Genomic DNA, 19,697 nt, shown 5'->3' with positions numbered 1-19,697 from the left:
TGCCTGCTCATATCTCATTATCCGCTTTATCATTTATCTGCTATTCTAAACGTAATGTGCAGTTTATTCAGGGGGCGTGCTTATGGATAAAAAAGGAGAACTGCCGGTCGTAACGCAGGTAGAGCAGATCAGGCATCAGTTTATATCAGTTATTGCCCAGAACATGGGGTTATATAATATATCCGAAACCAATGGCCGCCTCTATGGGACCGTTCTTTTTGCCGGACAGCCTATGACGCTTGATGAAATGAGCGATGCGCTCAGCATGAGCAAAATGAGCATGAGCACAGGAATCCGTTCCTTAATGGATGCTTCTATGGTGGAAAGAGTATGGGAAAAAGGAGTACGCAAGGATTTATACCAGACGGAGCAGGACTGGTACAAATCGTTTACTTCCGTGTTTATCACAAGATGGAGAGAAGCAACCGATAACAATCACCAGGCAGCGCTTCAGGCACTTAAAGACCTTCGTCTGCTGCTCTCCTCTGCGCAGGATGAAGATATACAAATGATACATATGGATATTGAAAAGCTCGAAGGAGCTGTAGAATACTACGAATGGCTCGATGAGGTTATTCTTATATTTGAAAGCGGTAAAATTTTTGAGTGGGTGCCCCGCCGGCCTTCCTGATTCATTAAAGTAACGCAAAAAAAACGCAGCTCCTTTACAGGAGACTGCGATTTTTTTATTTCCTTTTGTTACTTCAGCCTCGGGGCAAAATGAAAGCTCGTAGAAGCCTGATAAGTTTCATCTGCTTTGAGCTCACAGGTTTTTCCCTGGCTGGAAAAACCAACGGGCAGCCGCTGCGTTTCAATGCAGAGGCCCGCAAATGGAAACGATGGCCCGTTTTTAAGCTTCAGATCGTCTCCCATTTGAGCTGCGGTGTAAATAACCGCCCCGGGCTCGGTTGTCTGCACGGTCATCTTTATACCGGTATCCCCTGCAAACACAATATCCTCTTTGGTCTTCGCCCATACAAAGAAATGATCCAGCCCTCTGCCGGTTAAAAGCAGCTGCGGATGATCGTTTTTCTTAATAGTGTTGATTGCCTCGCCGTCCTGCATAGGAAAGATATCCGAGGCAGGCAGCACTTCTCCTGTCGGGATCAGTTCAGCATCAAGTTCGAGTACCCCTTCAGCCGGCCCTTTCAGCGTCTGGTTCAGGATCGAACTCTGCAGATCCCCGCTTAAATTAAAGTAGCTGTGGTTGGTTAAGCTGACCAGCGTTGCTTTATCGCTCGACGCTTTATAATCTATTATCAGCGTGTCCTGGTCCAGCGTATAGGTGACCGTTACTTCCAGACGTCCCGGATATCCTTCTTCTCCATCTTCGGCAGTATAGGAAAATACAACAGCCGGCTTCTTCTCATCATCGTGAATGGCCGCATCCCAGAATACATTCGCAAATCCTTTTTCGCCGCCGTGCAGATGATGATTACCGTGGTTTTTCGTCAGAGAATACTTCTGCCCTTCCACTTCGGCTTCAGCATCGGGTATTCTTCCCGCTACGCGGCCTACTACCGCCCCAAGTGCATTTCCGTCTGTTAAATAATCAGCGGGATCTTCATAGGCCAGAACCAGGTTCTCTTCTTCCCCTTTTTCATTGGTTAAATAAATGCCGTTAATACGGCAGCCCAGATTCAGTGCCGTTACACGGAGACCGCTGTCATTTGTAAGCTCTGTTTCCGTCAAAATCTCTCCTGAATAGGTGCCGAGTTCTTTTTGTTTTATCATATTAATGTCTGCCTCCCGTTTTGGTTGTCCTGCCCCTTATTCCCATTTTGATTCGGATTCATGCTTTTTTCTAAAAATCCGGCCCGGCTCATGCTATACTTTTTTCAGGAGGAAGATACTTATGGCGTCTATAGATGACTTTCAGGCTCTTGATATTCGTGCCGGCACGATCACTGCGTCAAAGGATTTTCCAGAAGCAGTCAAACCCGCTTATCAATTATGGATCGACTTCGGAGAAGCTCTGGGCCAAAAGAAATCAAGTGCCCAGCTGACCGACCTTTATACAAAAGAAGAACTTATCGGAAAACAGGTGCTGGCCGTTGTGAATTTCCCGGACAGACAGATTGCCGGTTTCCGTTCTGAAGTACTAGTATTAGGATTATATTCAGAAAATGGTGTCGTATTGATTCAGCCCGATAAACAAATTTATAACGGCAGCAAATTAGGATAGAAAGGTTGCGTTTTTTTGAAACTAAGTGTATTAGACCAGTCGCCCATTCCTTCCGGCTCCGATGCCCACGAAGCGCTCTGCAATACAAAAGAGCTCGCCCAGCATGCAGAAGCCCTTGGGTATTCGCGGTTCTGGGTCGCTGAACACCACAGTACAAGCGGCCTCGCCGGTACATCACCGGAAATATTAATTTCCCACCTCGCTACCTGCACCAGCCGGATCCGGGTCGGATCCGGGGGCGTGCTGCTTCCGCAGTACAGCCCCTATAAAGTCGCTGAAAATTTCAAGGTGCTTGAAGCATTATTTCCCGGCCGGATTGACCTTGGTGTCGGCCGGTCTCCGGGAGGCGGCCAGACCATCCGGCTCGCCCTGACCGACGGAGTAAAGAAAAACCTGATTGAATTCCCAAGGCTTTTAGCTGACCTGCAGGGCTTTATTGACAGCAATCTGCCGAGCGGCCATCCTTATGCGTCCATTAAAGCCTCACCCCAAACAACGTTTCTGCCGGAAACGTGGGTGCTCGGCCTTTCCACGCGCGGAGCCAAACATGCAGCCAGAAACAGTGCCGGTTTTACCTACGGGCATTTTATTAATCCAACGCAGGGAAAGGATGCTGCCGAAGCATATATTCAAAATTTCCTTCCGAGCGAAAGACTTCCTTCTCCCGCGGTAAATTTCTGTATATTTGTTGTGTGCGCTCCTACCCAGGATGAAGCTGACAAGCTCGCGTTGAGCCAGGACAGATGGCTGCTTAACGTAGAGAAGGGCACAAGTACGAAGCTGCCTTCCCCGGATGAACTATTTCAGCAGCGCCTGTCCGAAGACGACAAAAAACGGATCCGGGAAAACCGGGCCCGGACCATTGTCGGTACGCCGCACACCGTTAAAGCGAAGCTGGAAAAACTGGCAGAACAGTACCAGGCGGATGAGGCTCTTATTATTACTAATATTTATGATCATGAAGCCCGCATGCGTTCGTATACGCTTTTAGCCGAAGCATTTAACCTATCCAGCTGAAAGAAAAACCCGGGACCGCTTCCACGCGTTCCCGGGTTTTAACTTACATAATGCTCCATTTGGCTTGCCTGCAGCTGCTGATAAAAACCCTTCTGCTTCATCAGCTCCTCATGGGAGCCTTTTTCAGCAATAGAACCGTCCTGCAGTACCACAATCTGGTCTGCCTGCTGGATGGTATTGAGCCGGTGGGCAATCACGAAACTAGTCCTGCCTTTAAGCAGGCGCTCTAGGGCCTCCTGAATTTTCACTTCTGTAATAGTGTCTACGTTGCTCGTCGCTTCATCAAGCACAAGAATTTTAGGATCCGCCAAAAGAGCGCGGGCAATGGAAATCAGCTGTTTCTGTCCCTGGCTGATACCGTCTCCGTCCTGCTGCAGAACCGTATCATACTGATCCGGAAGCCTCATAATAAAGCTGTGGGCGTTAGCTTCTCTTGCTGCTTTTTCCACTTCTTCATCAGTGGCATCGAGACGGCCGTAGCGAATATTTTCCCGCAGCGATCCTTGAAACAAAAAGGCTTCCTGAAGCACAAACCCCATCTGCTGCCGAAGATGAATCCGGGAGGCTTTATTAATGTCTACTCCATCGAGTGTAATCTGTCCTTCACCCGGCTCGTAAAAGCGGGATAGCAGCTGGATAAGGGTCGTTTTCCCTGCTCCAGTCGGCCCGACAAACGCCACGGTCTCTCCGGGCCTGGCACGCAGGCTGATATCTTTAATAGTCTGTCCATTTTCTTTATCGTAGGCAAAGCTGACATGGGAGAAGTCCACTTCTCCCCGAATCGTTTTCCAGGGAGATATGCCTTCCGGCTCCTCTTCCTTTTTTTCATCCATAATATCAAATACCCGCTCCGCCCCGGCAAGCGCAGACAAAATCGTATTAAACTGGTTGGCCAGGTCGCTCAGCGGACGGGTAAACTGTCGTGCATATTCCACAAATACAACGATCACACCTATCGTGATGACCCCCTGCACAGCAAGGAAACCTCCGGCGCCGGCTATAAGAGCAAAACTGACATTATTGAGCGTGTTCATCAGTTTGGGAATAAATCCGGAAATTGTCTGTGCCCAGAACCCCGCCTGCTTCAATTCCATGCTTTTATGATGAAATTCCTCCAGCACTCTCGGCTCCTGGGAAAATGATTTGATCATGCGCTGGCCGGACATTGTTTCCTGAATATATCCATTCAGATCACCCAGCCGGCGCTGCTGTGCTTTAAATAATATCCGGGTGCGCTTTGTAATCCATTTCAGCCCGACCGCCATCAAAGGAACGATAGTAAGCGTAATAACAGTGAGAAGCGGACTGAGCCAGAGCATAACAGCCAATGTACCGATCAGCGTCAGCAGGCTCGTAAACACTTGAATAATGGAGCTGTTCAGCGTCGTGCTGATATTATCCATGTCGTTGGTAACACGGCTCATCAAATCGCCGTGCTGCCTTTTATCAAAAAAAGGAATCGGCAGATCGTGCAGATGGTGAAACAAATCCTGCCGCATATGAAACACAGCCAGCTGAGCCACGCTGATCATCATAAACTGCTGAATCAGCACCGTGACCGAATGAAGAATATACACACCGGCCAGCAACAGCAGAAATACTCCAATAACAGAGGATTCCTGCGAAACAATAAACCGGTCGATCCCCATCCCTACGAGCAGTGGCCCGAGCAGTGCCAGAGCCGAGCTTAGAGCAATCATAATAATGATAACGACAAGCTTCCATTTCTTATATGTTAAGTAGGACCATAATCTTTTTAACGTCTGCCGCCAGTTCTGGACCTTGGGGCGGTCTGCTCTCGGAGCGTATTCCTCATACATTGCCCCAAGCTTTTCTCTCGAATAGGAAAAAGGGTCTTTGATCTGCTTAAACATAGGACACCGACCCCTTTCCAAACTGCGACTCTGTAATTTTCCGGTACAGCTCTGATTCTTTCAGCAGTTCTTCATGAGTTCCCTGCACGGATATAGTGCCGTCTTCGAGTAAAAACACTCTGTCGGCATTCATGGCTGTACTGATTTTCTGCGTAATAAGAAGGGTCGTACAGGCGTACTCCTGCAGTGCTTCAACAAGCTTTTTTTCCGTACCTGCATCAAGAGCGCTCGTGCTGTCATCGAGCAGGAGAATAGCCGGTTCCCTTACAAAAGCCCGCGCAATCGACACACGCTGTTTCTGGCCGCCGGATAAATTGACGCCTTTCTGGCCGACCAGTGTTTGATACCCATCCGGCAGATCCATAATCGTCTCATGAATCTGGGCGCGCTTTGCTGCTTTTTCAATTTCTGCATCGGTCGCATCTTCTTTACCCCATTCGATGTTTTCCCTCATCGTTCCGGTAAACAAAAATGGCTCCTGCGGCACATAGCCTACGTGCTGGCGCAGATCTGCTGTTTCTATCTCTTGGATATCTTTGCCGTCCAGTCGTATTGTACCGGTATCGGCTTCATACAGCTTGGGAATCAGCTGGAACAAAGACGTTTTACCGGAGCCGGTAGCGCCAAGAATCGCAATTCGTTCGCCTGCTTTTATATCAAAATTCACGTTTTCCAGTACCGGCATGGATGTGTCCGGATAATGAAATGCCACATTTTCAAAAGTAAGTCTTCCGTTTACGGCTGCCGGAGCGGATGTCCGTTTTTTATCCGTAAAAGGCTTTGTTTCCGTGTCAAGGACTTCCCCGACCCGTACTGAGGACGCTCTGGCTCTCGATACCATCATAATAATCCAGCCAAAAATGGAAAGCGCCCCTGTCATTCTCGTCGCGTAATTAACCAGCGCCACGATTTCTCCAGTAGTTGCTGATCCTGCCTGGACCTGTATATTTCCAAACCAGAGAACACCGATAATAGTAGCATTCATAATCAGCAGAATGACCGGCATCGTCATTTCAGCCATCCGCAGAGCCGAGACGGTTTGAAAACGAAGATCCTGGGCTGAATCGGTGAAATGACCTTTTTCAACATCCTGTCTTAAAAAAACACGAATCAGGCGGATACGGGACAGGTTGTCCTGCATCACCCGGTTCACCGTATCAAGCTTTGCCTGGACGGTGCGGAACATTTTATCGGCCCGCTTCATCACCCAGAAAAGAAATCCGAGAATGATCGGAACGGTAATCAAAAAAAGCAGGCCCAGCTGCCAGTTTACAACCAGTGCCATAACAACACTTCCCGCCACAAGAAGCGGCGCACGAATAAAAAAGCGCAGGCTCATAAAAATAGTCTGCTGTATTGATGTAACATCATTTGTCATTCTCGTTAAAAGCGTAGATGTCTGAAAAGCTGCGAAATGGGAGAAAGAAAAGGCCTGAACTTTATGATAGACGCGGCTTCGAATATCAAGACCCGCACTCTGGCTGATATGGGCGGCGTAAAAAGAACTGATAATCCCACCGGCAAATGCTACCAGCGATAGTCCCACCAGAAGGCCGCCGAGCCGAAAAACCACTCCCAGATCCTCCTGCATCACGCCTTCATCGATAATTCTGGCTATAATAAACGGCTGAAACAGCTCGACTGAAAGTTCAACGAGCATAACAAATAAAGCGATTGCAATTCCTATTTTATAAGGCCCTAAAAACGTCAGAATTCTACGCACCTTTTCTTCCTCCCTCCTATCTTTATTCTCTTCGAGTGTCTAAGTATTTTACCATATCCGTTCCTGTGCCTCAAAAGCAGAGGTTTCAAAAAGCCTTGTTTTATCTTCCTGCCCAAAAAAAAGCAGAATCCGGACGGATTCTGCTTTTGCTGAGCTTGTTTACACCATGTCTTCTCGTACGGTTTTTTCAACTTCACCTTTTGGACCGTAGCACTGCTCCGATTCATTCCAGGACATTTTTATTTCATTTACAACTTTTTTCGTGTCGATCGAATTGTCCGTATGCTTTTCAAAGAACTTAATACGATCCTGGGATGGAATTTCCCCTTCCATATACATCTGCTTAATCAGGCTGTTATATACACAGGTAGACAGCACCTCAATCATGCTTTCAATCGATTTCTGGTCGTCATCTTCCAGAAAATATACTTCGAGATCCGATTCCTGATCTATTGTGTAATCGCGGCCTGCACGTACTTCTACCGGCACATAATTCACTCTCACCTGGCCATCCATTTCTTTTTTTGCTTTTGGCTTAACAAAAGGAAAGCTGCAATTAATAACACCATCTGCATTTTTGTTTTTATCTAATCCAAACATCAAAACCCTCCTAATAGTACTTCCATCTTCTACTTTTGGTTATTGAGCACCAGCTTGCCGCGGACGTGGCCTTCCTGGCTGGACTGATGAGCCTGCTTTACTCCGGCTGCCGTCATCGGCAGTACTTCTGTTACGACAGGAACAATCATATCAAGCTGCAGCAGAACCGAAATTTCCTGCAGCTGCTTTCCGCTTGCTTCAATTGAATGATAAACAGTGCGGATATTTCTGCTTCTGGCGGCTTCTGTATCCGGATTTCCCGCAACGGAGACAAGAAGTCCCCCCTCTTTTAAAGCAGGAAGCGCCTTTTCTGCTGTCAAACCGCCTACAAGGTCAAATATTAAATCGACATCGCTTAGCAGATCAGCGGGATCTTCTTTTTTATAATCAATAGGGCGGTCGGCTCCAATTGATTTTAAAAATCCCTGATTTTCTTCACTAGCCGTAGCGGCTACATACGCACCTTTATGCTTGGCAATCTGTACCGCAAAGCTTCCTACGCCGCCGGCGCCGCCGAGAATCAATACGTTATCCCCGTCCTGCACATCCGCTACATCGTTTAGTACCTGCCATGCTGTAAGGCCGGCAAGCGGAACGGAAGCCGCTTCCGAAAAAGAGAGCCGTTCCGGCATTTTAGCCAGTTTTTCTTCTTCTATACAGGTATAATCCGCGTACGTTCCGTTTTCATTGGTTTCTGTTTTAGCAAATACGGCGTCGCCTTTTTTAAAAGCCGATACCCCGCTTCCTGTCTCTACAATCACTCCTGCTGCATCCCATCCTAAAATGGCCGGAAAGCGCAGAGGAAGCCTGTCTTTTAAGTACCCCTCTCTTACTTTCCAGTCGAGCGGGTTTACAGAGGCTGCTTTTACTTCGATCAGAACCTGTCCCGCTTTAGGAACAGGTCTGTCCATTTCTACCTCTTTAAATTCATTTTCATTTCCATACTTTTCAATGACGATGGCTTTCATGTCGTGTGCCCTCCTTCTAGTCTTCTGCTATCACTACTTTTCCGATCATTCTGCCGGATTCTACTTTCCGGTGGGCTTCCCTGATTTGTTCGGCATTTATAGGAAACAGTGTTTCTGTCAACGTAGATCGCAGCACTCCTTTGTCGATCATTTCTGCTGCTTCATTTAAAATCCGGTGCTGTTCACGAACATCATCTGTCATATAAGTGGAACGCGTGAACATGAATTCCCAGACGAAAGCAGCACTTTTATGCTGAAGCATCGTCAGGTCCAGCTTCTCTTCTGTTTCCACAATGGAACAGATAATTCCCTGTGGACTTATGATTTCAGCCATACTTTCCCAATGCCCGGCTGTATCATTCAGGCAGAAAATATACGGCACGTCCGGAAAACCGGACTGCTGCAGCTGCGGAAGCAGATCCTGCTTATGATTAATAATGTGATCTGCTCCTAATTCCCGGCACCAGTCCGCCGATTCTTCACGGGAAGCGGTGGCTATAACTTCCAGGCCGGCAGTCTTTGCCAGCTGAATAGCTGCAGATCCCGCTCCGCCGGCGCCGCCGATAATCAAAATCGGCTTCCGCTTGTCTTTTTCGCTGGAAATACCCATCCGCTCGAACAGTCCTTCCCAGGCCGTAAGCGTCGTAAGAGGCATGGCGGCACTCTCTGCAAAGCTGAGGCTTTTCGGCTTCTTTCCTGCAATCCGTTCATCAACTAGATGAAACTCACTGTTGGTACCGGGCCTGGTGATATCTCCGGCATAATAAACTTCGTCTCCCGGCTTAAACAGCTGACAGCGTTCCCCTACTTCTTCTACAACACCAGCTGCATCAAACCCAAGAACCCGGGCTTCCTCCGTTTTTTCTGTCCCGGACATCCTGACTTTTGTATCTACCGGATTAACTGACACCGCTTTTATCCGTACAAGAATATCATGATCTTCTGCTTTCGGTTTATCTTTTGTTATATTTTGTAAGCTTTCATTGTTATCAATAGATAAAGATTCAAAAAATCCAACTGCTTTCATAAGGTACATCCTTTCTTCTGCTCATGTTTCATATTTTTCATTAAATTCATCTTAAATAATTTACCTTTTTTTCTATAGATTAAAACCTTAATGCCCATTCTTTACAGTATGAATTTTTGTACTGCCTTTATTTGGACATAATTAAAAGCACGGCCGGTAGCCGTGCTTTTTTATATTCTATCATTGGGAATTAAACAGCAGCCGGTACTTTTCTTTTATCTGCAGCCCGTGCTTTTATATTTTTCATCGCTTCAAGTCCGGCCATATTAAGGTAATTCCAAGGCTTGTTAAAGTGAGGCTGGAAAAAGAAATCATTCATCGCAAGCTGTTCTACCGTCATCTGCTGTTGAATCGCCACGCTCAGCGTATTGATGGACTGGGTGAAATCCGCTTCGGAAATAACCTGTGCGCCCAGCAGACGGTGTGTTTTTGTGTCATATACAATTTTCAGCTTAATGACAGCATTATCCGGCATAAATGCTGGCCGGTAATCGTCCTCCACTACAGCAGTTCCGGTATCAAAACCGGCCTGTTTCGCCGCCATTTCCGTCAGTCCGGTAGAAGCCATTTGATGCTCATAGATTTTCAAACCGGATGTTCCCTGCGTACCGGGGTGGGCCAGAACAGGTTTTTCCAGGTTATGGGCGACCAGCGTTCCCATGCGTACCGCGTTTGTAGCCAGCGGAATATACGCATTACCACCTGTAGGATTATAAGGAACCGTGCAGCAGTCACCGGCAGCAAACACATCTTTCCGGCTTGTCTGCATATATTTGTCTACGATAATTGCACCATTGTCGAGCATATCCACTTCGCCGCGGAACAAATCTGTATTGGGACGGAATCCGATACACATTACGACCATGTCTGTTTCATATTCTCCATTAGTTGTCAGCACTTTCTGTACTGTTCCTTCTTCTCCTTTAAATTCGCGGACCGTTTCTCCAAGCACCATATTCACACCCCGGTCTTCCAGGGACTTCTGTACTGGAGCGGTAAATTCCGGATCCAGGTACTTGTTCAAAATTCTTGTTTCTCCGTCGATTAACGTAACTTTTTTACCGGCTTCTTCAAAAGCTTCCACCAGCTCAATGCCGATGTAGCCGGCTCCGACCACGGTAATGCTTTCGGCATGCTGTGCCTGTTTAATAATATGCTTTGCATGATTGAAGTTTTTGCAGAGCATAATATTATCAAGCTCCCGCCCTGGAATCGGCGGGGTGATCGGCCATGAACCGGTAGTAATTACCAGCTTATCGAAACCATATACCGTTTCTTGATTTGTCTGCAGATTTTTAGCCAGCAGCGTTTTGTTTTCCGTATCAGTTTCTAGCACTTCGTGTTCAAGGTGCATGTGCACCCCTAATTCTTCCATTCCTTTAGGAGATGCATAAAACAATCCATCCGGATCGTTTACCACTCCGCCGACGTATAAAGCGATGCCGCAGGATAAAAAAGATATATTATTATTTTTTTCGAATACGTGGATGTCGGCTTCCGGGTACATTTCTGCCATATTGGTAATAGCTGCTGTTCCCGCGTGGGTGCAGCCAATAACTGCTATTTTCATAGTAGTTCCTCCTGTTGTGAATGTTTTCACATATATTGTGAAATGATTCACATTTATTTGTTAACCTTAGTATAGTACGCCTTTATATGTTCTGCAAGCATTTGTGAATTTTTTCACATAAAGTTCACAGACAGAAAAACCGCAGCCTATGCAGCGCCGCGGTTCTTTGTTTACTACACTTCTATAACAAGCTTTCCGATCATTTTTCCGGATTCTACTTTTTTGTGAGCCTCTTTCACCGTATCGGCTTCGAGCGGTGACAATGTTACCGTCAACGTAGTCTGAAGCGCTCCTTTATCGAGAAGCTCGCTGACTTCTGTAAGCAGCCGGTGCTGGGCAATCATATCATCGGTCTGGTACAGCGCCCTTGTAAACATGTATTCCCAGGCAAATGTAACACTTTTGTGCTGAAGCTGGGAAAGATCGAGCGCCTCCTTAGATCCAACAATAGAGCAGATTTTTCCCTGCGGCGCGATGGAGTCAACCATGTTTCCCCAATGATAGGCGGTGTCATTTAGACAGAAAATGTATGGAACGCTCTCAATTCCAAGCGCCTGCAGCTGGGAAAGGAGCGGCTCCCGGTGATTAATCACTTCATCGGCGCCCATCTTTGTGCACCATTCCTCTGTTTCCGGTCTGGAAGCAGTTGCAATCACATGCAGGCCTGCCCATTTGGCAAGCTGGATTGCAATCGAGCCCACTCCTCCTGCTCCACCGATAATTAAAATAGATTTATACTGATCTTTCTCCGAATCAATGCCCAGCCTGGTAAACATACCTTCCCAGGCGGTGATGGCCGTCAACGGCAAAGCAGCACTCTCTGCAAAGCTGAGCTGTCTTGGCTTCTTGCCGACGATACGTTCATCCACTATGTGTTTTTCCCCATAGGCTCCGGGACGTGACTTATCTCCCGCATAGTATACTTCGTCTCCCGGCTTAAAAATCTGGCAGTGTTCGCCGACGGCTTCTACTACACCTGCAGCGTCCCATCCGATGATCTGTGGATGATCCTCTGTTACTTCAGATCCTTTGGACATCCGCGTTTTTGTGTCTACGGGGTTGACGGAAACGGCCTTCACTCGAACAACGAGGTCATGTGTACCCGGTACCGGATCCGGTACTTCTACGTTAAGGAAACTTTCTTTTTCTTCTATAGGAAGATATTGATAAAAACCTACTGCTTTCATAGCTGCCCCTCCATCCAGGTGATTTTGCTTCAAACGAATCTTATCTTATATTTCAGAGTACCTTACTTAAGAAGATTTCGAAACCGTTTTCCTTTAAAGCACCAAGACATGTTTATTTTTTTCCTTTATACTGAAAAAAGATATTATTGCAGGAAGGCGTTTTATTATGATAAAAAAATGGGTTTCTAAAATAAGAGGGGAGCGGATGATAAAAACAGCGCTCGCCGTTTTTTTCACTGTACTGATCTGCCGGTTTTTCGAACTCCCTCCGGCTTTTGCCGTAATCGCCGCTGTAGTGACGCTCGAACCAACGGCAGCCGACAGCGTGCAGAAGGGACTGCAGCGCTTTCCCGCAACTTTAATCGGCACCGCGCTTTCTTTAGGCTCTTTGTTTGTATTCGGCCAGTCCGCTGTTGCGTTTACGCTGGCGGCCGTGCTGACCATTTACATATGCTATAAGCTTCGTTTGGAAGCAGGAATTCTGGTTGCTACACTGACAGCCGTGTTGATGATCCCTGTGGCAGAAGCTCCTTATTTGATCGAATTCATTCAGCGTGCCGGCACCACGCTGATTGGAATCAGCGTATCCACCATCGTTAACCTCACCATTCTCCCTCCTCATTTCTCAAGAATGGTGGCGGAAAAAAATGATGTACTGTTTTCCCAGGCCGGCCGGCTCCTCCTTGAAAAAATGGCGGAAATTGTGGAGACCGGGGAATCCAAAAATTACACCCGAAAGCGTTTTTCCGATATGCAAAGACAGCTGAATGCTTCTATTGAACTGATTTCCCACCAGAAAAAAGAATGGAAATACCACCGCTACAGCGACCGGGATATGATGTTTTTCACTTATCAAAAAGAACAGCTTTATGCATTGGAACGGATTATTTACCATACGCACAGCTTATTTATGCTCAAAGACGATCATTTTAATCTTTTTCCGGAAAAGCAGGAGGTCGTAAATCAGGCTGCCCACTCCATCGCCAACGTGCTGGAGCGGAAAAGCCGGAGCATAACGGAGGCGCATTATCAAGTTATCGAACAGCTGGACTACACTTTTCGGCAGGTACAGCTTGATTGGCCGGAAACGAATGAATCCGCCTATCATCATCATTTTTCCGGGGAAGTAATTATTTTATATGTTCTGCTGTCCATTCACGATGTGCTGGAAGAACTGGAAAACATTCATGCTCAATATGAAGAAGATACATCCGGCTTTTGAGCAGTAATTGCATTAAACAATATATAGCACAGCGGTATATTCTTATTATTATTCACTTTTAGTCACCTTTTATAATGCCTGGGTGAATTGGGTATTGCCGCCGGGGAAAATCCTTACTTTTAATTATTGGATTATTATAGGGCTAGCGTTTATACTTAGAAAAGCTGGTTTATGTTGAGCGTGTGTCGATCAAACTTCCTATTTTTCTGTATAGCCTTTTTAAAACGTTTTTACATGCTCAGGACAGGGTACTTAATAATATAGTAAAAACAATTTATACATAATAAGTGATCCGATCGCTCTATATTTTCGTATACATTATTTATACACCAGAAAAGTGCTCAAACAGCACGTTATCTCATAAAAGGAGTCGTGACTATGCTTTTCTCGCTAACAACTGCACAGCAGCACCTATCTATTACGTCTATATGGGGACCGGAACAGACGGAGGTCGACTCCCTGTGCTATAACTCTTCGAATGCAGAAAAAAACGCTGCCTTCTTTTGTATTATCGGCTCTCAGGCGGATGGACACGAATATGCCAGGGAAGCAATCAACAACGGAGCATCAATGATTGTCGGTTCGAACGGACCATTTCTCCAGGAACTTGCCGCCGCTTTTCCTTCAATTACGTTTCTTGAAGTTGCCGATTCAAAAATCGCAATGGCAGAATTTTCAATATTTTTCCATAATTTTGTTCATAAATCTTTAAAGACCGTTGCCGTTACGGGAACAAACGGAAAAACGACCGTAACGGCATATACACGTACACTGCTTAATCGTCTGGCAGTTCCTACAGGCATTATGGGAACAGCAGGTATGTGGGATCATAAAAGCAAACTTATGTTTAAGCAGACAACACCTACCACACCGGAAGCACCGGATCTGCATGCTATTTTTGATAGAATATACCAAAACGGGGCAAAAGCAGTATCGCTCGAAGCCACTTCTATTGCCATTGAACAGCAGCGTCTTCACGGTATTATGTTTGACGTCGGTATTCATACGAACCTTTCACCCGAGCATTTGGATTTTCATGAAACGATGAATCATTATAAGCAGTCTAAACTTAAATTGTTTCTGCAGTCCAAACGCGCCGTAGTAAATCTTGACGATGAAGGAATGTCCGATGATATTCTCTCCATTTTCAAAGGCCCTCTATTAACGTATAGTATCGAAACAAAAGCTGATGTATATGCAGAACAGATCGTTCCCGACGAACACGGTACATCGTTAACGATCGTTATCCAAAACAACCGGTATGACATTCATGTGCCAATCTTTGGCACGTATAACGTATCCAACCTTCTTTCTTCTGTATGTGCCTGTATTCATTTAGGATTGGAAGAAGATCAGATTGTTGCCCAGCTTCCATTTATTGAAGGACCGGAAGGACGTTTCCAGATAATTGATCATTACCCGAGCTACAAAATAATTCTGGATTATGCACATACGCCCGACGCGCTCGAACTGGTCATTGAAGCTGCTAAAAAGCTTAAGCACCGCAGACTTATTTTAATGCTGACAGGCATTGGTTTAAGAGACCCTGGTAAAAGGCCTAAAATGGCTAAGGCAGCAGAAGGTAAAGCAGATGCATTTGTTGTCAGCGTTGACCACCCTGGTTTTGTAGACCGGGAAAAAGTAGCAGAAGATGTAGCATCCGGCTTCAGCGACCCTAACGCCTCGAATGTATATAAAGAACCTCTAAGGCAGGATGCCATTCACCGTTCCCTGTCCCTGTCAGAGGAGGGGGATCTGGTACTTATTACCGGATTAGGCTTCGGCGGCTATCAGCACGTAAAAGGAGAACAGGTTCCTTACGATGAGCTGCAGGTTATTCAGGATTTCTTTGATAAAGAAAAAACCCCAAACATTATTCAAGGATGACTTCGGAAGATAAAAAGGTATATACGTAAAAAGGACTGCCCTTTAAACCGGCAGTCCTTTTTAATGCACTATTAAGTTACATATTTAAACACTATTGGAATTTTGTTGAAAATTAGATATAATAAAACTAGAACTTTAGTCGCCAGATTAAAGTAATTAAAGACTACTATATTATGAATCTGCTTTTTTCTATTATTATAAGATTTTTATAAATATATAAAGATTATCTTAAGGAGGGGTTAGATGCCTTTATCCGAGTCATCTTTCCATTTTCAATCCATTACAGAACAGCTGGCTTTTTTTCACTATACAACCAGGCTTCCTATCTGCATATTTAATCACAGAGGGGAAATTCATTCTGCACGTCCGGATATCGACCCATGGTATGTGTTCGACCGAGCGTATCTGCAGAAATTATTAACCGAGGATACTTCTTTAGAAGACCCTTCCTGTGTGAAGTTAGTTTCTGACTCCAACAATTACCATTTCATCGTCAGTAAACATTTATCTCTTGAAGAAGAATGGATAGCAGCTGGTCCTTTCCTTTTAGAAAATCCACCTCTCTTTTCTTTTGAAAAAAGTGCATCCTCAAAACTTCGGAAAGATGAATTAATACCGACCACAACTCCTGTTCCTCCTTCCTGTACGCTAAGACAGATTAATTATTTAAAAGATATGCTTCGTTTGATAAAAACACATGCCTACCCTTCATCTAACGAAAGCAGTACGGAATTTGAAGAAGATATTCTACCGGAAGACCAAATATTTCAGCAGTCCGAAGAGTATACTCCTTTCCCTTATAAACTCGAACAACAATTTCTTCACCTTTTGAGAAACGGAGACGAGCAAGTATTAGAACTTATGCCGTCATTTGATCGTTATGATTCCCTGACGCTGGCAAGCACCCACTCCCGTTCCATTAAAAATAACCTTATTGTTTTCGTTAATACGATCATCCGCACCGCTATTGAAGCAGGCCTTGATCCTCTGCAGACCATAAAGCTGGGCGAATCGTTAATTAAGAAAGTCGAAGCCCAGCAAAATATCGAAATTCCTGAAATCCGCCGGTCATTGGAGCAGCAATTGTTAAAAACCGTTCTTTTAAGAATTAAACGCCATGTTACCGCCGACTACAATCGAATGACTCAACTGATTGTAGAATATATAGAAAAGCATCTGCATGAGAATATATCTTTAAAGGATATTGCGGACTACTGCAGCCGTCACCCCAACTACATCTCCACTCTTTTTAAAAAAGACACCGGCTACTCCATTCAGGAATTTCTTCTGAATAAACGAATCAGTAAGGCCAAACATTTCCTCAGACATTCCACCCATTCGATTTTAGACATTTCTTATTACTGCGGTTTTCAGAGCCAAAGTTATTTTACGCATCAATTTAAAAAAGTAACAAAACAGACCCCTAACGAATTTCGAAAAGGCGGTTAATTTTACGCCTTTTAATTCACTCACAGTCAAATTTAACAATTCATAATCTATATCCCTTATCTAAATTTTAGACAGACTGCTCTTATACAGGGTAAGCGTAGATGATAAACCTTTCCGGAGAATCACCTAAGTAGTTAAAGGGATAACAGGTAGAAAGTGTTAACACCTCTTCACCCATGGGACGGATGACACTTCTATCTTCCCGATCGACAATTTCTGAATGCCTCATTTCATATTCATATGTTCCATAAGGCAGTTCTACAATAAATCGATCACCGTTTTCCAATTCTCCGAAATCGGTAAAGGTCGTGTCCCGGTGGCCGGAAAATAGTATCTGCTCCCCCTGGCCGGGAAGTACGGTTTCTGTCATATGGCCCACCCCTTTGCGGAGACTGTCCGCATCCACCCCTTCTACTACGGGAAGTTCGGCCCCAATCGATGGAATATGAAGCAGAGCTATACCGTCACCGGTCTGTGGGTTAAAAGCATCCGCCTGTTCTGAAGAATCAGATGAATTTTCCGGTGTCTGCGCCATATCTTCATCATGTCCGGATATTTCATCCCGAGAGGAATTTTCTCTCCCGGCAGGGTCTGCTTGTTCTAAGTTCTGGCCTTGATCCGGGGTTTCTTCTATTGAGGTCGCTGTGCTTGTTTCAGACCCCTCCTCTTCGGCTGGCACAGAAGAAGAACTGCCGCCCGGACTGTCGAAGAAGGAAAACCAGCTGGACTCGCCTTGCTCTTCTTCATCTTTTCCAAGCAGTTCTTCAATTTCCCCGACTGTAGCTGCTTCCTCCTGCTGGACGGACATATAATCGTATACGCTGAAACCGACCATAGCGAGCCCGGCAGCGATTAATAAAGATGTTATTTTTTTAATCATTCAGGATCATCTCCTTCTGCTTCCCTGCAGGACTCTCCTCTCCCAAATATTCCATATAATAATGGCAGTAGCCGGATAAATAATGTTCAATATCATCAATTCTCGTGCGAAATGAGTGATGCCTGATAAAAAACGCTCCTTCAATTTTGTTGGGATATTTCATGTGCATAGCTGTTTCGGGGAAAAAATAGCCATTCAGCTGATACAAAGCTCTTTTTTCAATGGTTTCGTAAACCCGTTCGGTCGGGAAACCCTCCAGCAGGTAGCTCTTTCCTTGTTGTTTCATTACTTCTATCATATGATGGGCTGCCATTAACAGCTCAAGAAACGTCGGATAGGTTGTTTCACGGTGGTAAATAAACTCCAGCTTTCGTTGCACGTTTTTTAAACCAAACTGAAAATATTTATCTTCAGGAAGATACTTCGTCAGCTCATTCGTACAATAGCTAAGCCAATGATCGTGATGTTTCCAGTAATCATGTTCTATAAAATAATCAAACGTGCGGACTACTGTGCGAAGCCAGCTCTCCTCACGATCCAACTCATACAGACGCATTAATGCAAAGGCTGCTTCCCCGTCATAATAAATGATTCGAAATGCTTCTTTCACCTGAAGATCTTCCGCATAAAGAATGTGAACAAATCGGCCGTCTTTTTCCTGCATGGATTGAATTCCCCTGCCAAGGGCTTTCATGACGTGCATATAAGACGTATCTTCGAAAACGCTCGTATATTTACATAAGGCCAGCAGAGCAACCCCATTAGCACCCAGCTTGATTTCGTTATCATTTTTTTCATCTACTACGTAGGCGGCTGTACCATAGGTGCGATGGGATTTTAAAACGATACCCTGATCAATTAAATATTCAACAGCCCGATCAATTGAATTTTTTAAATCAGTGCTTTTTGTTAATGTATAAGCTTCGATCATAGAGTAAATGGTGCTTGCATGGCGAAGCATATTGTACCATTTGATTTCCTTATAAAAATGGGTGAAATACCCATATGTGAAGGCCCCATTTTCTTTTACTTCCCCTGCCAAAAATCGGGAAGAGCTTTCTATTACCTGAAAAACCGTATCGGCATCCGCTTCCGGCAGCTTTCTACGGCCGTGGTTCAGCCCTCCACTTTCCAATTCTTCCACACTGTCATTTTCACAGAAAAACCCAATCGTATTGAATAAAATAACCTGTTTAATATGAGTTTCCAGTATGGGGTATTGGAACCCTCTATGGGCTTTTGCATAAGCATTGATGTTTTTCAGCGACAGTACATCCTGTGTTTTTTTAGTTGATTTTAATATAAAGGCGTTGCTCAACACTTCCTGTTCCATAAAAGCGAGATTAAACTGCTCATCAAAGGAGATTCCTTTACGCAGATAATTTTTTTTCGTTTTTGTGGAAAGCGTGAAAAACTCCTCTAACGTCATCGCCTCCGGTGAAACGACGGCTTCCAGCCTCGCTATTAAACGTTCTGAAGATTTGAGGTTTTTGCTGCACAACTGCTGAACCATTTTAATGCCGGCCTCCAGCGTATTAGCAGAAGCAGAATAAACGGACGCACGCTTACTGCCATCGCTGACAGAAAGAAACACGATAAATTTCTGTTTTCTTCCAAAAAAACCACGGTTTTTTTCAGCTATATCTTTTTCTTTGGAAAGCAGGCTCTGTTTAAGCAGCGAAAACCCTTTAAGTTGTTCTTCTATTTTCCAAGGCATGCCTGTTCCTCCTTTTAATTAAACGAAACGATGTTCTATGTATGTACTTCCCCCAAAAAATGGGGGAAGGTATTATTTACTGCCATTTATTTCTTCTATTTAATGCAACTTTTGCTAAAATACCGGCCAATGCAATACCAAGTCCTGCTAATCCAATGGTAAAGATATTTGTAGCAGTGTCAGGCAGCCTTTCGCCATCTGCTCCGGCCTGACCACTATCCTCTTCTGCAGATGTCTCTCCACCGGATCCACTATCATCGACGTTAGTTCCCGCGCCAGTACCATCGGCGTCGGCATCTCCATCCGCGTCAGCATCTCCGTCCGCGTCGGCGTCTCCGTCCGCATCAGCATCTCCGTCCGCGTCAGCATCTCCGTCCGCATCAGCATCTCC

General features: G+C 45.2%; 16 protein-coding genes and 1 pseudogene. 6 read left to right on the top strand and 11 right to left on the bottom strand.

Features of this window, described 5'->3' with window-relative positions:
- The first annotated feature begins 82 nt into the window (after window positions 1-82).
- Window positions 83-631 (top strand): GbsR/MarR family transcriptional regulator, encoded by a 549-nt coding sequence (locus ATL39_RS03460; protein ID WP_120191880.1) that lies wholly within the window; start codon window positions 83-85, stop codon window positions 629-631.
- Between the two features lie 68 nt (window positions 632-699).
- Here ATL39_RS03460 and ATL39_RS03455 read toward each other — a convergent pair whose 3' ends face one another.
- A complete protein-coding gene (locus tag ATL39_RS03455) occupies window positions 700-1,734 on the bottom strand; it encodes an aldose epimerase family protein (RefSeq protein ID WP_120191879.1) in 1,035 nt (344 codons plus the stop codon).
- Window positions 1,735-1,855: 121 nt separating this feature from the next.
- Between ATL39_RS03455 and ATL39_RS03450 the strand changes: the two genes are divergently transcribed.
- Both ATL39_RS03450 and ATL39_RS03445 read left to right on the top strand, forming a co-directional pair.
- Entirely contained in the window at window positions 1,856-2,185 is a 330-nt protein-coding gene (locus ATL39_RS03450) for a tRNA-binding protein (RefSeq protein WP_120191878.1), read from the top strand.
- A 15-nt stretch (window positions 2,186-2,200) separates the two neighbouring features.
- Entirely contained in the window at window positions 2,201-3,202 is a 1,002-nt protein-coding gene (locus ATL39_RS03445; RefSeq protein ID WP_120191877.1) for an LLM class flavin-dependent oxidoreductase, read from the top strand.
- A gap of 38 nt (window positions 3,203-3,240) precedes the next feature.
- Here the strand turns inward: ATL39_RS03445 and ATL39_RS03440 are convergent, their stop codons facing one another.
- From ATL39_RS03440 to ATL39_RS03410, 7 genes are all read right to left on the bottom strand, one after another.
- Window positions 3,241-5,076 carry an ABC transporter ATP-binding protein gene (locus tag ATL39_RS03440; RefSeq protein WP_120191876.1) on the bottom strand — a complete coding sequence of 612 codons (1,836 nt, stop codon included), beginning with the start codon at window positions 5,074-5,076 and terminating at the stop codon, window positions 3,241-3,243.
- Window positions 5,069-6,799, bottom strand: coding sequence for an ABC transporter ATP-binding protein (locus tag ATL39_RS03435; RefSeq protein WP_120191875.1), 1,731 nt, complete (start codon window positions 6,797-6,799; stop codon window positions 5,069-5,071). The genes ATL39_RS03440 and ATL39_RS03435 overlap by 8 nt, the downstream gene beginning before the upstream one ends.
- A 159-nt stretch (window positions 6,800-6,958) precedes the next feature.
- Window positions 6,959-7,399, bottom strand: a complete 441-nt coding sequence (locus ATL39_RS03430) for a hypothetical protein (RefSeq protein ID WP_120191874.1) — start codon at window positions 7,397-7,399, stop codon at window positions 6,959-6,961.
- Window positions 7,400-7,428: 29 nt separating this feature from the next.
- Complete coding sequence (locus ATL39_RS03425) at window positions 7,429-8,367, bottom strand: NADP-dependent oxidoreductase (protein ID WP_120191873.1); 939 nt, start codon at window positions 8,365-8,367, stop codon at window positions 7,429-7,431.
- 16 nt (window positions 8,368-8,383) lie between these two features.
- Window positions 8,384-9,394, bottom strand: a complete 1,011-nt coding sequence (locus ATL39_RS03420; protein ID WP_120192015.1) for a zinc-binding alcohol dehydrogenase family protein — start codon at window positions 9,392-9,394, stop codon at window positions 8,384-8,386.
- Window positions 9,395-9,584: 190 nt separating this feature from the next.
- The gene (locus ATL39_RS03415; RefSeq protein WP_120191872.1) at window positions 9,585-10,964 is read right to left on the bottom strand and encodes an FAD-dependent oxidoreductase; all 1,380 of its coding nucleotides are present in this window, start codon (window positions 10,962-10,964) and stop codon (window positions 9,585-9,587) included.
- 173 nt (window positions 10,965-11,137) lie between these two features.
- Window positions 11,138-12,151, bottom strand: coding sequence for a zinc-binding alcohol dehydrogenase family protein (locus tag ATL39_RS03410; protein WP_120191871.1), 1,014 nt, complete (start codon window positions 12,149-12,151; stop codon window positions 11,138-11,140).
- Between the two features lie 166 nt (window positions 12,152-12,317).
- Between ATL39_RS03410 and ATL39_RS03405 the strand changes: the two genes are divergently transcribed.
- The 3 genes from ATL39_RS03405 (at window position 12,318) to ATL39_RS03395 (ending at window position 16,709) form a co-directional block, all read left to right on the top strand.
- Window positions 12,318-13,373 (top strand): aromatic acid exporter family protein, encoded by a 1,056-nt coding sequence (locus ATL39_RS03405; protein ID WP_120191870.1) that lies wholly within the window; start codon window positions 12,318-12,320, stop codon window positions 13,371-13,373.
- Window positions 13,374-13,751: 378 nt separating this feature from the next.
- Window positions 13,752-15,260: a UDP-N-acetylmuramoyl-L-alanyl-D-glutamate--2,6-diaminopimelate ligase gene (locus tag ATL39_RS03400; protein WP_120191869.1), complete on the top strand. Its 1,509-nt coding sequence runs from the start codon at window positions 13,752-13,754 to the stop codon at window positions 15,258-15,260.
- Window positions 15,261-15,503: 243 nt separating this feature from the next.
- On the top strand, window positions 15,504-16,709 hold the full coding sequence (locus ATL39_RS03395) for a helix-turn-helix domain-containing protein (protein ID WP_120191868.1): 1,206 nt from the start codon (window positions 15,504-15,506) through the stop codon (window positions 16,707-16,709).
- A gap of 82 nt (window positions 16,710-16,791) precedes the next feature.
- On the opposite strand, the gene ATL39_RS17540 is transcribed toward ATL39_RS03395, so the two are convergent.
- The 3 genes and pseudogenes from ATL39_RS17540 to ATL39_RS17335 form a co-directional block, all read right to left on the bottom strand.
- On the bottom strand, window positions 16,792-17,589 hold the full coding sequence (locus ATL39_RS17540) for a class D sortase (protein ID WP_245960903.1): 798 nt from the start codon (window positions 17,587-17,589) through the stop codon (window positions 16,792-16,794).
- A complete protein-coding gene (locus ATL39_RS03385) occupies window positions 17,582-19,306 on the bottom strand; it encodes a hypothetical protein (protein WP_120191867.1) in 1,725 nt (574 codons plus the stop codon). The genes ATL39_RS17540 and ATL39_RS03385 overlap by 8 nt, the downstream gene beginning before the upstream one ends.
- Window positions 19,307-19,382: 76 nt before the next feature.
- A pseudogene (locus tag ATL39_RS17335) lies at window positions 19,383-19,697 on the bottom strand (adhesive domain-containing protein); the annotation flags it as partial.

The organism is Sinobaca qinghaiensis (assembly GCF_003610495.1).
Taxonomy (GTDB): domain Bacteria; phylum Bacillota; class Bacilli; order Bacillales; family Marinococcaceae; genus Sinobaca; species Sinobaca qinghaiensis.
This window is presented reverse-complemented; position numbering and strand designations above follow the sequence as displayed.

Coding starts and splice junctions, on each gene's coding strand:
- ATL39_RS03460 (WP_120191880.1), top strand. CDS start 83: ATGGATAAAAAAGGAGAACTGCCGGTCGTAACGCAGGTAGAGCAGATC.
- ATL39_RS03455 (WP_120191879.1), bottom strand. CDS start 1,734: ATGATAAAACAAAAAGAACTCGGCACCTATTCAGGAGAGATTTTGACG.
- ATL39_RS03450 (WP_120191878.1), top strand. CDS start 1,856: ATGGCGTCTATAGATGACTTTCAGGCTCTTGATATTCGTGCCGGCACG.
- ATL39_RS03440 (WP_120191876.1), bottom strand. CDS start 5,076: ATGTTTAAGCAGATCAAAGACCCTTTTTCCTATTCGAGAGAAAAGCTT.
- ATL39_RS03430 (WP_120191874.1), bottom strand. CDS start 7,399: ATGTTTGGATTAGATAAAAACAAAAATGCAGATGGTGTTATTAATTGC.
- ATL39_RS03425 (WP_120191873.1), bottom strand. CDS start 8,367: ATGAAAGCCATCGTCATTGAAAAGTATGGAAATGAAAATGAATTTAAA.
- ATL39_RS03420 (WP_120192015.1), bottom strand. CDS start 9,394: ATGAAAGCAGTTGGATTTTTTGAATCTTTATCTATTGATAACAATGAA.
- ATL39_RS03415 (WP_120191872.1), bottom strand. CDS start 10,964: ATGAAAATAGCAGTTATTGGCTGCACCCACGCGGGAACAGCAGCTATT.
- ATL39_RS03410 (WP_120191871.1), bottom strand. CDS start 12,151: ATGAAAGCAGTAGGTTTTTATCAATATCTTCCTATAGAAGAAAAAGAA.
- ATL39_RS03405 (WP_120191870.1), top strand. CDS start 12,318: ATGATAAAAAAATGGGTTTCTAAAATAAGAGGGGAGCGGATGATAAAA.
- ATL39_RS03400 (WP_120191869.1), top strand. CDS start 13,752: ATGCTTTTCTCGCTAACAACTGCACAGCAGCACCTATCTATTACGTCT.
- ATL39_RS03395 (WP_120191868.1), top strand. CDS start 15,504: ATGCCTTTATCCGAGTCATCTTTCCATTTTCAATCCATTACAGAACAG.
- ATL39_RS17540 (WP_245960903.1), bottom strand. CDS start 17,589: ATGATTAAAAAAATAACATCTTTATTAATCGCTGCCGGGCTCGCTATG.
- ATL39_RS03385 (WP_120191867.1), bottom strand. CDS start 19,306: ATGCCTTGGAAAATAGAAGAACAACTTAAAGGGTTTTCGCTGCTTAAA.